Origin of the sequence: Pseudoalteromonas sp. OF7H-1 (assembly GCF_022347825.1) — a bacterium.
Classification (GTDB): Bacteria; Pseudomonadota; Gammaproteobacteria; order Enterobacterales; family Alteromonadaceae; genus Pseudoalteromonas; species Pseudoalteromonas maricaloris.
The window spans coordinates 47,342-59,792 of record NZ_JAKRFX010000005.1 but is presented as its reverse complement, the minus strand read 5'-3'; the positions used below and the strand labels follow the sequence as shown (position 1 = coordinate 59,792).

Here is a 12,451-nt window from a genome sequence, read left to right as displayed (position 1 = left end):
ACCTTTGGCGGATAAGCGTATCGCTACACTAAAATTGGATTATCGCGCACGGCAAAGCGCTGTAAATACAGGAGTAAGAAATTCTAGCGTTGAGAATGTGAGTTTTGCTAAGTCAACAAGCGCTCGCAGTTTGTCAGATTCGTCCGCCGTCGTTTTTGCAGTGTTTCACAGTAAGTGGTTATTGTTCGCTCTCGACCAACGGCACCGTGAAATACCCGAGAAAATTGCGTAGTGAGTTTTATCCAGTTCTCCGGTTCGATATTTAATCGAGTAAGGATGGGTTGAGACTCAAAGATATAGCCACGCTTGTCGGCGCGAATACATTGGCCTGTGAGTTCAATCAATTCAATATAGGATTTGAGTTCAAAAGGCAGGCCTTTTGGCATATGTTTTCGTGGGCTGCCCGCAAAACGTAACAGACTTTTTGGTTGTTTACCTAATTTCGCATGGTCAATGCGTTTTTTGATGCTTGTGTGGTCTGAAGTTTCAGGCGTTGCGGCAATGTTGGCTCTAATGGGGTTTAGGTCTACGTAAGCGAGGCAGCCAGCCAGTGCAGCTTCATCCAGTAGTGCTTGGGATTTAAATCGTCCTTCCCAAAATCTGCCTGTACAGTTATCTTCTATATTTGCTCGGCGGGCGATGTCTTCGTTAAGCACCCGCATAAACCAACTAATATCCGCGAGTCTTTCTCTGTACTTATCAACCAGCTCATCTAGCATCAATTGCTCCGACTCATTGAGTGACTCACCTTCAGTAAATTTTTGGCTTATCCAATTGCCTTTAAACAACTTATGCCACCGTATCACAACCGCTTTATCCGACAGACGCTTAGCTTTTTTATCATCAACATATAAAACAATGTGGGTGTGATTACTCATCACGGCATAAGCACAGATATCAATACAAAACACGGAGCCCAACATCAGGAGCTTTTCTTCAACCCAATCCCGGCGATGTTCATATGATTTTCCGGTAAATTTATCTTCACCGCACAGAAAGGCACGTCTTACGCAACGGGAGATACAGTGGTAGTATTTGGTGTCGGTTAAACTGATTTGCTTTTTACGGGCAGTAGCCATAGTTTGGTTTCCTCAATCCTTTGAGTGCAGAATTAAAGCTTAGGCGGTATCTTAGAAAGGTGCAAATTAGTGGTGGGTGTCAGCGATTTGAGCGATTTGGCTTTAGGTACAGCAGGAAGGAAAGATCCGTGAATAAATTTATATTAGTGTTATTTTGTTTGCTTTTTTCGTTTTCTAGTAGTGCACACGATAATTTCACATCAGAGCAACTAATTGAGAAAGCAAAAGTATTTGTAGCGGCAAAAAATGCGCGTCAACAACCCAATTCAACAATTAAAGAAATAGAAAACTATATCTCATTACTTTCTGATGACTTTATCGATGAGCACGTCAAATTTAAATTTACTTATACAGATAAATCTAAACTCCGAGAAGATATGATTAATAAATTAAAAGATGAAGTCATCCATAGTTCAATAGAAATAAATGAGGTAATGGTTGGCGCTAATGTCGTCATTGTGAAAATGACCGAATCAGGCAAAGTAAAACCTGCTCATTTAGATAAAACTATTGAATATAGTAAAACCAATATTGTTTCACTTGAGTTTAATAAAGAGGGCTTAGTTACGCACATTCGTCGACACCACGGGTAATTTATAACCATACAAACGCTTTAACAAATTAGTAGTGGATGTCAGCGATTTGGTCCGATTTGGCTCAAAAAAACGCCCGATGAAGTTCATCGAGCGCTTTAATTTCAAAAAGTGTCAACCCACATGCTAAGACGGGTCAACTAAACTAACCGTGTGCTAGCCGAACAGTTCATCTTCTAGTGTTTTACCGTTAACTAAAGACTTGTAACGCCAGCCCTGTTCACGGCAAAGCCTGAGTACATCAATATCAACCTGTTGGCCGCTACGATACTCAATAAGCAGGGCGCCACTGGCATTTACCGTCACCTCTTCAACGCCTTGTAAGGTCCTCAAAAGCGCTATGTGACTACTGGTGCCAGACTCTTTAAGTTTTACAGTCAGCGTGGCAAGTTCCGCTTCTTGAATGCGGTCAACAGCGGTTAATTTACCATGCTGTAAATGTAATACCTGATCGCACAAATCATCGAGTTCTACTAAATCGTGTGAACTCAAAATAAAGGTCGTTTCAGATTGAAGCCTTTTTACTAAGTTTCTGATCTCACGAGCATTCACGGGATCTAATCCTGCCGTGGCTTCGTCAAGCAGTACAATTTCAGGCTTTGAAAGTAGTGTTTGGGCAATACAGATACGTTTTCGCATGCCATGAGATAACTCATGAGGTTTGGCGTGATAACAGTCTTTGAGGTCGACAAGCTCAAGCACTCTGTGTGTTTCACTCTCGGCCGCTTTCGCATCTAAACCTTGAAGTTGTCCGTATAAACGTAGCTGATTACTGACAGAAAACCTTGGATCAAGCTGAGCATCCTGTGGAAGTGCCGCAAGTCGGCCAAAAAGCGCAGCGCTACCAGGCTTGCAGCCCAAAATTTGAACACTGCCAGCATCGGCATTTAGATATCCGCAAAGAGAGCTAAAAAGGGTGGTTTTACCCGCGCCATTTGGGCCGACAAGTGCAATGGGTGAACCTGCGTTTAGGGTAAACGATACGTTATCTAGTGCGCGCTTTCGTCCATATGCTTTCACTAAATTATTAACTTCAATAATGCAACTCATAGCGCGCGCCTTCTTAATAGTTCACAACTAATTGCAATTAACACGAGGCTATGCAGCACCGGTGTGGCAAAGCGAGTGAGGTTGATATTCTGTGCGATGGTTTCTGAGCCTTGGAATCCAGGAAAAAGATAAAAAAGGTACTCTGCGTAAGCGCTGTACTCAAGTGCAAAAGCGACTAAAGTGGCAAGCGTTAAGTAGGTTAAAATTGCGTAAATCATGCTCATTTTGCTCGAGTTAGCAAAGTGATTTGCAACAGACATCAGGGCAATAAATGGCGCAGTAATAAGCGTTAGCTCTAAAACAATTAATGTTGCTCGAGTAAGGCCTGTGAGCCATAAGCTTGGGTCGCGCACCACCATTAATATCCAAGCACCTACAGCAGAAATTGCTATGAGCAGCAACGTATTGAATACCTGCCCAACAAAGCGACCAACAACAATTTCCGCGCGAGATGTGCGCAGGGTTAGAAATCTCAGTGTGCCGCGAGTTCTATCTTCTACGGTTTGATCTGCACTTGAAAAGATCACAAAAAGAGGAAACAAGAAGATTGACCAAACTAAGTACAGTGCAAGTTCCATTTCAGGCCACTGGGCAATGCGATGCATACCAACGACGCCGGAAAAACTCTGGATCATATTTTTGAAGTTGGGGTCGCTGACAATGGATACCGCTTCTGCAATGGCGTAGCGCAAAATGGCATACCAAACCAAAACAAATGCGGCGATGGCTATCCATCCACGTTTCGTTGCAAACAAGCGTTGCAATTCAAAGATGGCTATTAGGCCAATTCTTTTTATATTCATAAGGATCCTTGCAAGTGACAACACAGACTTTCACTACTAGAGCGGTAGGTCTGACTTTGATTTGAGCGTATATGATCGGCGCTAAAAAAGGAAGTTACTGAACTGTAACAAAATTAAACCAATAAAAAACGGGCACAATTGAGTGTGCCCGTTTCTGAATCTCTATTTGCTAGCAATTACCAGCCGCAATTACGGCCTTTATTTTGCTCATCTAGGTATTTTTGCAATGGTGCAAAGTAGTCAAGTACTGCTGTTGCATCCATTTCATCTTTACCCGTTAGCGTTTTCAGTGCTTGTTGCCAAGGTTTGCTGCTGCCCATTTCAAGCATGGCATTTAAACGCTCACCAGCTGCTTTCGAGTTGTAAACAGAACAGCGGTGAATGGCTTCTTTGCTGCCAGCAATTTCACAAAGTGATTTGTGGAATTGGAACTGCAAAATATGCGCTAGGAAGTAACGTGTGTAAGGTACATTACCTGGTACGTGGTATTTTGCGCCTGGATCAAAGTCATTTTCTGTACGTGAAATTGGTGCTTTAACACCTTGATATTTCTCTCTTAATTCCCACCAAGCTTGGTTGTACTCTGCTGGAGAAATCTCACCAGAGAATACTTTCCAGCGCCATTGGTCGACAAGTAGACCAAATGGAATAAATGCAACTTTGTCGAGTGCCATCTTCATCAATAGACCGATATCTTTTGACTCATCCGGTACGTTATCCAACAAACCAATTTGCTTTAAGTAGCCAGGTGTTACAGATAGCGCGATGGTGTCGCCGATAGCTTCGTGGAAGCCATCGTTGGCACTTTCTTGGTAATACACAGGCTGTTGATTGTAAGCGCGCTGATAGAAGTTATGGCCTAGTTCATGGTGGATAACTGAGAACTCTTCACCGGTGCGTTGGATACACATTTTGATGCGTAGGTCGTCTTTGGCATCTAAGTTCCATGCTGATGCATGACATTGTACGTCGCGGTCTTGTGGTTTAATAAATAAAGAACGTTCGTAGAAAGTCTCAGGTAATGGGGCAAAACCCATAGAGGTGAAGAACTTTTCTGCACCTTTTACCATTTTGATTTCGTCGTAATTGTGTTTAGCCAGTAGCGCCGTTACATCATAACCCGGATCTGCGTTTTCTGGCGCGACTAGGTCATAGATATTGCCCCAGCTTTGTGCCCACATGTTGCCAAGCAAGTGTGCAGGAATAGGCTGGTCTTGAGGCACTTTATCTTCGCCGTATTTCTCGCCAAGCTTGGCTCTAACATGACAGTGCAGTGAATCATATAGCGGCTTTACTTGGTTCCAGGTGCGGTCAAGTTCTTTTGCAAAGTCGTCCGCTGGCATGTCGTATTTACTGCGCCACATTGCGCCTGTGTCTGCGTAGCCAAGCTCATTAGCACCTTCGTTGGTAAGTACCACTTGCTTTTCATAGAGTGGACGCATCGGCTTCGACACTTCTCGCCAACCTTGCCAGATGTCTAAAAGCTCTTCATAGTCGCGACTATTCGCCATCTTAGCCGTCATGTCGCCAAGGCTTAGGCAAGTGCCATCATCTTTACAGTATTTGCCCTTGCCGTACATACCATCAAGCTCTGCAGTGAGCTTTGCAAGTTCCGCTGTTTTGTCAGCATCTTTTGGTGCAGGTAATGTCAGGTTTAGCTTCAATTTATCAAGCTTACGGCGGGTATCTTCGCTTAACGCCAAGCCATCAAATTGTGCTGCTTGGTTAGCAAGCTCTACGAGCGCAGCGGTGTATTCCTCATTCACGTCCGCAGCAAGTGAAGCGGTGTCGTGAGTAATAAAGTTCGCATAAATCCAAGCTGAGCGGCTAGAGCGGAAGTTAAGGTCAACCAGCTGTTCTGACGCCTTGTCTAAAAATGCAACTGCATCGGCTTCTGATAACGCTTTATTTGTAGTTTCAGTGGATTTGCAGGCAGAGAGTGCAAAAGTACTGGCAACGATGAGTGCGCCAACACTTAACTTAAATCTTGGTTTCATAGGATTCACTTGTTGTTTTAATTAATACACGAGCCGACTTAACGCTAGCCGGCATTTTAGTATCTATAGCCAGCTACACTAATTGGGTTAATTGCTAAAAATCAGCAAGTAAATTAATCCAATTAGTATTAGTTGTATGAACAACTAATCGTAGTGAGCGCGGCTTTTTCGCGCAGCAAAGCATCATTTTTTGCTGTGGTGGCAAGAATAATAGCAGGACGACTTTAAAACGACAATTTTGCGATGGACAAACAATGAGATGCGAGCGCAGATAAAAGTTGAGTTAGTGTGATTATTAACCATAATTAAGGCAGTCAATTGTATCAAAAGGCCGTATTTGAAGCCTGCAAAAAGGAGTGCATATGACTTTAGTTTTATTGGTGATATTGGCAATTGTGGTGGTATTTTGTGTCCGTGATATCAGGGTTAAGTTGATCACTAAACCGCTCTTTAATTATTTCAAAACGTCATTACCTGAACTCTCCCAAACTGAGCGAGAAGCGATGGAAGCGGGGAGTATCTGGTGGGATGGCGCGTTGTTTTCAGGTAAACCGAATTGGCGAAAGTGGTTGAGCAATGATAAGCCAAAGCTGAGCGATGAAGAACAGGCATTTATAGACAACGAATTACATACGCTGCTAAAAATGCTTGATGAAGAAAAAATATCTGAGGCTCAAGACCTGCCTGAAGAGGTTTGGCAATTTTTAAAAGAAAAGGGCTTTTTTGCTTTTATTATTCCAAAGGCTTTTGGTGGTCGGGAATTTAGTGCTCAGGCGAACTCCACCATCGTTGCAAAAATAGCCAGCCGTAGTTTGTCTACGGCAGTGACCGTGATGGTGCCAAATAGTTTAGGCCCTGCGGAGCTGCTGCTTCATTACGGAACCAATGAACAGCAGAATACTTGGCTGCCAAAGCTTGCCTCGGGTGAGGCGCTACCTTGTTTTGCATTGACCTCGCCAGAGGCGGGATCGGATGCGGGTAGCATCCAAGACTTTGCGATTGTGTGTGAGCGTGAATTTGAGGGAGAAAAGCAAATTGGACTTGCGGTAACTTGGCAAAAACGATACATCACGCTGGCGCCCGTCGCTGATGTATTAGGACTTGCGTTTAAGGTTTACGACCCAGAGCAATTGCTTTCGAACAAAGTAGAGCTTGGGATCACTTGTGCACTTATTCCGACTGCACATGAAGGTGTGAAAACTGGAGATCGACATAACCCGCTGGGCCAAGCTTTTATGAATGGCACAACTAGTGGTGAAGATGTTTTTATTCCACTGGCTTGGGTGATAGGCGAACAGGCAGGTATCGGCAAAGGGTGGCGCATGCTGGTGTCGTGTTTAAGTGCTGGACGGGGGATATCTTTGCCTGCACTGAGCGCGGGAACCGCTCAATTAAGTGCCAGAACGACTTCGGCTTACGCTGGTGTCCGTCGTCAATTTGGTGTACCTATCTCTGCCTTTGAGGGAGTGCAAAGCGCGTTAGCCAGAATTTACGGCTATAGCTATCTTATTGAAGCGGTGAGACAAACCACTGCGTTGGCAATTGATTTAAAGCAAAGTCCTTCGGTAGTCACTGCGATTGCCAAGTATCACCTCACAGAGCATGCAAGGGTAGCATTAAATGATGCGATGGATATTCATGGCGGAAAAGCCATTCAAATGGGGGAAATGAATTATCTTGCTCACAATTATATGGGCATGCCGATTTCTATTACCGTTGAGGGCGCCAATATCTTAACGCGAAGCTTGATGATTTTTGGTCAAGGTGCGACGCGTTGCCATCCTTTCATATTGAAAGAAATGAGTATCGTACAGCAAGAAGATCAATTAATCGCATTGAAAGAGTTTGATGAAGTGCTTTGCAAACACTTGCAGCATACCTCTGTGAATGGGCTTAAGGCGTTTTTTAATGGCTTCACACTTGCACGTTTCGAACGGGCGCCAGTTAGTGGTGATGTGGCGGCGTATTACCGACGCCTAACATGGTTGAGCCAAGCGCTTTCTGTGTATAGTGATATCGCTATGTTAAAGCTAGGCGGTTCACTAAAACGTAGAGAAATGCTCTCTGCAAAATTAGGAGATGTCCTGAGCTTTCTTTATATCGCCTCGTGCGTATTAAAAAAATACGAAGATGATGGTCGTCAGCAAGGGGACTTACCGCTGGTAAAGTTTGCCTTAGATCACTGTCTTAACGAAGCAAGCAAGGCTATTTATGCATTTTGCGATAACTTTACCGCAGCACCTTTGGCATTTTTGTTAAAACGTTTGGTCTTTCCCCTTGGTAAGTGGCTCAAAGCGCCGAGCGATAAATTGGCGGTGCAGGTATGTAGCAACGTTTCTGATCACAACTCGACCCGTGAACGTATCTCGCATCTGTGCGCCGTGGTAAAACACTCTGCGATAGATACGGTTGAGCATGCTTATTTACTGGAAAAGGCACATGCTCCACTAATGGCAAAATATCGTAAGTGGTGTAAACAAAACAGCGTGAAACTGGTGGGTAAGACATTGAATGAAAAACTCAGTATCGCAATGGACGACAAGGTGATTGATGATAAGAGTTCTGAAACCATCTTTTGTATTGAAACGCTGGTTGCAAAAGCGATTGCTGTTGATGCAAAAGCGCCCAACTAGTTTGTAGTGACGGAGGATTTTGGCTAATTTGTTAAAAAAGCCCCGACAACGGGGCTTTCCTTTCTTACCCTTGAGTTAACGTGCAAAGGGGTCGGCTAGTACCTTGTCTACGTACCATTTGCCTTTTTTGCGCACCATACTGACACTACGCATGTCGTCTACTTGCTCACCGTGGAGCTGACCTGTAAAAATTAAATTAATTTTTGCGCTGTCGCCATACTGTTCGCGCAGACTTTGATTGGTCATATCAACTTCTATGGTGACTTCATCGTATTGCATATTCACTAAATTTCTGGCGAATTGCGACGCAGTACCGTAAGAGCGCATGATACGCGCGTGACGGGGAGTGGCGATTTTCATTGCAGCGTCTAGATCTTTTTTATTATAGAGTGCGTCAAAATACATTGTTGCGGCATATCCAGGAGTGTCCTTGTCACCACTGACATTATCCTCTGAGCCGCACGCTGAGAGTAAAATCATTGCGGCTAAGACAACGAAAGTTTGCTTAATAAGTGACTTTGTCATGCTAAAATACATCATATGCAGTCTAAAATTATTCACAATAAGTTAAGTTTGTCTGCTAACGGCCGATATGTAAAGCCAGTAAATGAAATAAATGTATTATGTGCTAAGGGTTTAAGATGTCTCGTTTAATATCACTAGCTTGGTTCGCTTTATTTTTAGTAGGGTGTGGATCGCAGCCTGAAATTAGTAAAGGGGTAACAAGCCAGTTGACGCAAAATGGCATAATACTTGGACACTTTTCTAAAGATGGAAAGTGGAGCGTAACATTAGACAGTAATGCTGAAATCCATATTTATGACAATGCCAATCAGTCTGTCATATTCTCAGTACCCAAAGACAAAATAAAAACACCAGTCAAAGAAGTTCTATTGTCAGATGATAAGGAAATGCTCATCGTGGCAGGTGAAAACCTTATCTCAATTTGGTCTGTTCCAAAGCAAAAGTTGATAACGAACGTACCTTTTGCAGGGGTGAGTCCACTTGCTTCAATCTCTGCTTTAGCGCTTTCCCATAACAACCAGCGTTTGCTTGTTGCGATGGATGATGGCTCACTCAATATGGCGGATCTATTCACTAAGTTAAACAATCGTTTTATGCCACATACTCGGCCGATAGAGCATTTGGCGTTTGACAATAGTGGCGACTATTTTGTTACAGGCGCGCAAGATGGGTTGGTTGCCCTTTGGCAATTTGCCTCACCAGAACCTTTATATGAGCATCAATTTAGTCATCGTGTTACCAGTTTAACAGTGAGTCATGATGGCAAGCACTTATTCGTCTCAGATGGGTTGAATGCGCAACATGTACTAGACTTTGAGTCTGGAAAACAGCTCAGTGAGCTAAAGTATATGGCCCGTTTTAAGATGTTTAGAAAGGCCAAATTTATTTCTGACTCAGGCTTACTTGCGACATCATCGTCAAAGTCTCACCTCTCCATCTGGCGCTATGAGAGCGGGGAAGAATTAGGTACTTGGTCTATTCATACTGAGAATGAGGGGGCAACGGTAGTCGATATGTATGTCCCAAACTCAGACACCTTAGTAACGCTAAATAGCGATGGTATGCTTGAGACGTGGGCGGTTAATGTACTTGCTAAAAAGTAAGGGAGTGAAATCACTCCCTTAAAACCTCAGATTAATTGCAGTTTGACAAGCAAAACTTGAAATTAGGCGCGTTGGAAGTCGTAAACGCTACCAAGATTGAGTAGTTGGGTGAGTTCATCTAGTGCAGCATAGGACTCTTGCAGTAGGCTCGGATCAGCTAAATCCTGCTCCGTGACTTTATCGCGATAATGTTTATTGACCCACGCGCTTAGTTGAATAAATTTGTCTTCGCTCATCATCACTTCTGGATTTACCGCTTTTAGCTCAGCTTCATTGAGTGCTACACGTAATCGCAAACATGCAGGTCCACCACCATTTTGCATACTTTGGCGTAAGTCAAAAAAGCGTACTTGCGAAATCGGATTTTTTGCACCGAGCATATATTCGATGTATGCGGCAACGTTATCATTCTTCGCACATTCCTCCGGTGCAACCAGCATCATCTCGCCTGATGGCAAGGTGATCAATTGTGAGTTAAATAGGTAACTTTTTACTGCGTCTTCAACACTCACTGCATGCGTCGGAACTTCTACAATATGTAAAGGCTTTTCGCCGATATACGCTTGTCTAATTTTGGTTAGACTGGAGGTTTGATCAATGAAGGCTTGATCATGGCAAAACAGCACATTCTCATTGCCCACCGCAATGACGTCATTATGGAACACGCCTTGATCAATCACATTTGGATTTTGCTGGATAAAAATTGCTTGCTTATCATCTAATTGATGTAGCCTTGCAATCGCTTGACTTGCTTCTAATGTTTGCCGAGCAGGATATTTAGTAGGACCCTTTATATCGCTGTTAAAGCCACTTGAACCGTACACAAATAATTGTAGACCTTTACTGCCATGGCTATCGGCGAGACGAGTGTGGTTTGCAGCACCTTCATCGCCAAAAAAAGGCTGCTCAGGCAAATGCTGGTGATGTGCAAAATATTGCGCATTAGCGAACATAGCACGAAGTAAATTCGTGGTGGTTTCTGGCTCTATTGAACGGTGAAATTTGCAGTTTAAATTGGCACTTGTGAAATGTACTTTGCCATCGCTGGAATCAATAGAAGGCGATACAGTCGCCGCATTTGCCGTCCACATTGCAGAGGCAGAGTAACAAGCTCGAAGCAATATCGGATCGTGTTTATATGCTTTTTCAAGTACTTGTGCATCAGTTCCCGAAAAGCCAACGCGACGCAGTGGGGCTAAACTCGGGCGTGCGTGAGGTGCGAATATTCCTTGTTTTAGGCCGATATCATGCATTGCTTTCATCTTTTCAAGACCTTGCAATGCCGCTTCTTTTGGATTAGAGACGCTGGTAGCGTTAGAAAGTGACGCGACATTACCATAAGATAATCCGGCATAATTATGTGTTGGCCCTACTAAGCCGTCGAAATTGACTTCATAAGTCATGAGTGCGGTTCCTGTTGCGAATAGTTATAGATAACTAGTATGAGGCGGTTTTGCTGGTTTTTAAAGTGACCTAGGTCAAATTATGTATGTAATTGAAAACAGTTCAATTGCTGTAATTTAAGCTAATATCCCTTAAACACATACCTTTAGGTTAAGACCAACATAAGGAGTTTGAAGAAATGGAAAAATATATTGTTAGTAAAGCTGAAATCGAAGCGTTAAAAGGGGAAAAAAGAGTTCATTTTCTGAACCCAAATGCGCAGAGGCTCAATAAATCACTCGGAGACTTAACTGGCATAACAGGGTTCGGTTTTCACATCGTAGAAATCCAGCCGGGGTTCGATTCGACTGAAACACATATGCATTATCACGAAGATGAATGTGTATATATTGCAAGGCACTGCTGAAGCGTACATTGGCGACGAGGTAATTGGTGTTGGTGAAGGCGATTTCATAGGATACAGAGCCTGCGGTAAGCCTCATAAGCTAGTAAACAATAGCGATGTTACATTACGTTGTATTGTAGTTGGTCAGCGCTTACCGCATGATGTTGGTGATTATACAAAGCAAGGTAAGCGGATCTACAGGCAAAAAGGTTTGCCGTGGAATGTGGTAGATATTAATGACATTATGGAACCGATGAAAAATAATCAGGATAATAATAATGAATAATCCAATAGAAAAGTTTACATCCTGGTGGCAGCAAGCTCTGAAAAACAATCCATTAAATCAGCCCAATGCGGTATGTGTCTCAACAATTGATGAGAATGGGTTTCCTACAGGTAGATTTGTTGATTTGAAAGCGGTTAATGAGGGTGGCTTTGTATTTTGTTCATATTTCGATTCTGCGAAAGGCAAGCATTTAGAAAATGTTCCTAACATCGCGATGACAGTTTGGTGGGATCATGTCGGGTATCAGGTCCGTATTGTTGGCATAGCAAAGAAGATTTCAGATAAAGATGCAGATACTTATTGGCAAGGGCGCTCTAGAGATGCTCAGCTAACCACAACGTCATTTAACCAAAGTGCAATTATACGAGATCAAAGCGATCTGACTGAAAAATTAAGAATTGCGGAATTAAGATATAGTACGAACCCAATTCCAAGGCCCGAAAATTGGGGTGGCTATTGCATCAACCCTATTTCCATAGAGTTCCTCACTTTTGCTGAGACTCGGCTACATCTTAGAGAGTCTTATGAGCGTAGTGGTGAACAGTGGAAAAAACAATTGCTGCAGCCTTAGTTAAACCTGCTTTCATTGCAAA

The 12,451-nt window shown here is 43.2% G+C and carries 12 protein-coding genes; 6 read left to right on the top strand and 6 right to left on the bottom strand.

The features are described from left to right. Positions 1–107: 107 nt before the first annotated feature. On the bottom strand, positions 108–1,079 hold the full coding sequence (locus MHN30_RS08045; RefSeq protein WP_239359209.1) for a transposase: 972 nt from the start codon (positions 1,077–1,079) through the stop codon (positions 108–110). A gap of 128 nt (positions 1,080–1,207) precedes the next feature. Here MHN30_RS08045 and MHN30_RS08040 point away from each other — a divergent pair, with 128 nt between their 5' ends. Continuing rightward, positions 1,208–1,672 (top strand): nuclear transport factor 2 family protein, encoded by a 465-nt coding sequence (locus MHN30_RS08040; RefSeq protein WP_130164230.1) that lies wholly within the window; start codon positions 1,208–1,210, stop codon positions 1,670–1,672. A gap of 156 nt (positions 1,673–1,828) precedes the next feature. Here the strand turns inward: MHN30_RS08040 and MHN30_RS08035 are convergent, their stop codons facing one another. The 3 genes from MHN30_RS08035 to MHN30_RS08025 form a co-directional block, all read right to left on the bottom strand. Continuing rightward, positions 1,829–2,722, bottom strand: a complete 894-nt coding sequence (locus MHN30_RS08035) for an ABC transporter ATP-binding protein (protein ID WP_130164229.1) — start codon at positions 2,720–2,722, stop codon at positions 1,829–1,831. Further along, on the bottom strand, positions 2,719–3,525 hold the full coding sequence (locus tag MHN30_RS08030) for an ABC transporter permease subunit (RefSeq protein WP_039497625.1): 807 nt from the start codon (positions 3,523–3,525) through the stop codon (positions 2,719–2,721). Before MHN30_RS08030 ends, MHN30_RS08035 begins: the two co-directional genes overlap by 4 nt. A gap of 176 nt (positions 3,526–3,701) precedes the next feature. Then, positions 3,702–5,522 (bottom strand): M2 family metallopeptidase, encoded by a 1,821-nt coding sequence (locus MHN30_RS08025; protein WP_039497626.1) that lies wholly within the window; start codon positions 5,520–5,522, stop codon positions 3,702–3,704. A 362-nt stretch (positions 5,523–5,884) separates the two neighbouring features. On the opposite strand from MHN30_RS08025, the gene MHN30_RS08020 reads away from it, so the two are divergent. Beyond that, on the top strand, positions 5,885–8,155 hold the full coding sequence (locus MHN30_RS08020) for an acyl-CoA dehydrogenase (protein ID WP_239359207.1): 2,271 nt from the start codon (positions 5,885–5,887) through the stop codon (positions 8,153–8,155). A gap of 75 nt (positions 8,156–8,230) precedes the next feature. On the opposite strand, the gene MHN30_RS08015 is transcribed toward MHN30_RS08020, so the two are convergent. Further along, on the bottom strand, positions 8,231–8,680 hold the full coding sequence (locus MHN30_RS08015) for a hypothetical protein (protein ID WP_010378604.1): 450 nt from the start codon (positions 8,678–8,680) through the stop codon (positions 8,231–8,233). Between the two features lie 116 nt (positions 8,681–8,796). Between MHN30_RS08015 and MHN30_RS08010 the strand changes: the two genes are divergently transcribed. Continuing rightward, entirely contained in the window at positions 8,797–9,783 is a 987-nt protein-coding gene (locus MHN30_RS08010; protein ID WP_239359205.1) for a hypothetical protein, read from the top strand. Between the two features lie 62 nt (positions 9,784–9,845). On the opposite strand, the gene astB is transcribed toward MHN30_RS08010, so the two are convergent. Beyond that, positions 9,846–11,186, bottom strand: a complete 1,341-nt coding sequence (gene astB / locus MHN30_RS08005; RefSeq protein ID WP_039497635.1) for an N-succinylarginine dihydrolase — start codon at positions 11,184–11,186, stop codon at positions 9,846–9,848. 179 nt (positions 11,187–11,365) lie between these two features. On the opposite strand from astB, the gene MHN30_RS08000 reads away from it, so the two are divergent. Genes MHN30_RS08000 through MHN30_RS07990 form a run of 3 tightly spaced genes read left to right on the top strand, consistent with a single transcriptional unit; the run spans position 11,366 to position 12,429 of the window. Next, positions 11,366–11,593: a hypothetical protein gene (locus MHN30_RS08000; RefSeq protein ID WP_239359203.1), complete on the top strand. Its 228-nt coding sequence runs from the start codon at positions 11,366–11,368 to the stop codon at positions 11,591–11,593. After that, a complete protein-coding gene (locus tag MHN30_RS07995; protein ID WP_239359201.1) occupies positions 11,568–11,858 on the top strand; it encodes a cupin domain-containing protein in 291 nt (96 codons plus the stop codon). The genes MHN30_RS08000 and MHN30_RS07995 overlap by 26 nt, the downstream gene beginning before the upstream one ends. After that, on the top strand, positions 11,851–12,429 hold the full coding sequence (locus MHN30_RS07990) for a pyridoxal 5'-phosphate synthase (RefSeq protein ID WP_239359199.1): 579 nt from the start codon (positions 11,851–11,853) through the stop codon (positions 12,427–12,429). The genes MHN30_RS07995 and MHN30_RS07990 overlap by 8 nt, the downstream gene beginning before the upstream one ends. The last annotated feature ends 22 nt before the right edge of the window (positions 12,430–12,451 follow it).

What these genes read in the sequence shown, in the direction of transcription:
- MHN30_RS08000 (WP_239359203.1), top strand. Translation starts at nt 11,366, where the DNA reads ATGGAAAAATATATTGTTAGTAAAGCTGAAATCGAAGCGTTAAAAGGG.
- MHN30_RS08015 (WP_010378604.1), bottom strand. Translation starts at nt 8,680, where the DNA reads ATGACAAAGTCACTTATTAAGCAAACTTTCGTTGTCTTAGCCGCAATG.
- MHN30_RS08030 (WP_039497625.1), bottom strand. Translation starts at nt 3,525, where the DNA reads ATGAATATAAAAAGAATTGGCCTAATAGCCATCTTTGAATTGCAACGC.
- astB (WP_039497635.1), bottom strand. Translation starts at nt 11,186, where the DNA reads ATGACTTATGAAGTCAATTTCGACGGCTTAGTAGGGCCAACACATAAT.
- MHN30_RS07990 (WP_239359199.1), top strand. Translation starts at nt 11,851, where the DNA reads ATGAATAATCCAATAGAAAAGTTTACATCCTGGTGGCAGCAAGCTCTG.
- MHN30_RS08010 (WP_239359205.1), top strand. Translation starts at nt 8,797, where the DNA reads ATGTCTCGTTTAATATCACTAGCTTGGTTCGCTTTATTTTTAGTAGGG.
- MHN30_RS08020 (WP_239359207.1), top strand. Translation starts at nt 5,885, where the DNA reads ATGACTTTAGTTTTATTGGTGATATTGGCAATTGTGGTGGTATTTTGT.
- MHN30_RS08025 (WP_039497626.1), bottom strand. Translation starts at nt 5,522, where the DNA reads ATGAAACCAAGATTTAAGTTAAGTGTTGGCGCACTCATCGTTGCCAGT.
- MHN30_RS08035 (WP_130164229.1), bottom strand. Translation starts at nt 2,722, where the DNA reads ATGAGTTGCATTATTGAAGTTAATAATTTAGTGAAAGCATATGGACGA.
- MHN30_RS08045 (WP_239359209.1), bottom strand. Translation starts at nt 1,079, where the DNA reads ATGGCTACTGCCCGTAAAAAGCAAATCAGTTTAACCGACACCAAATAC.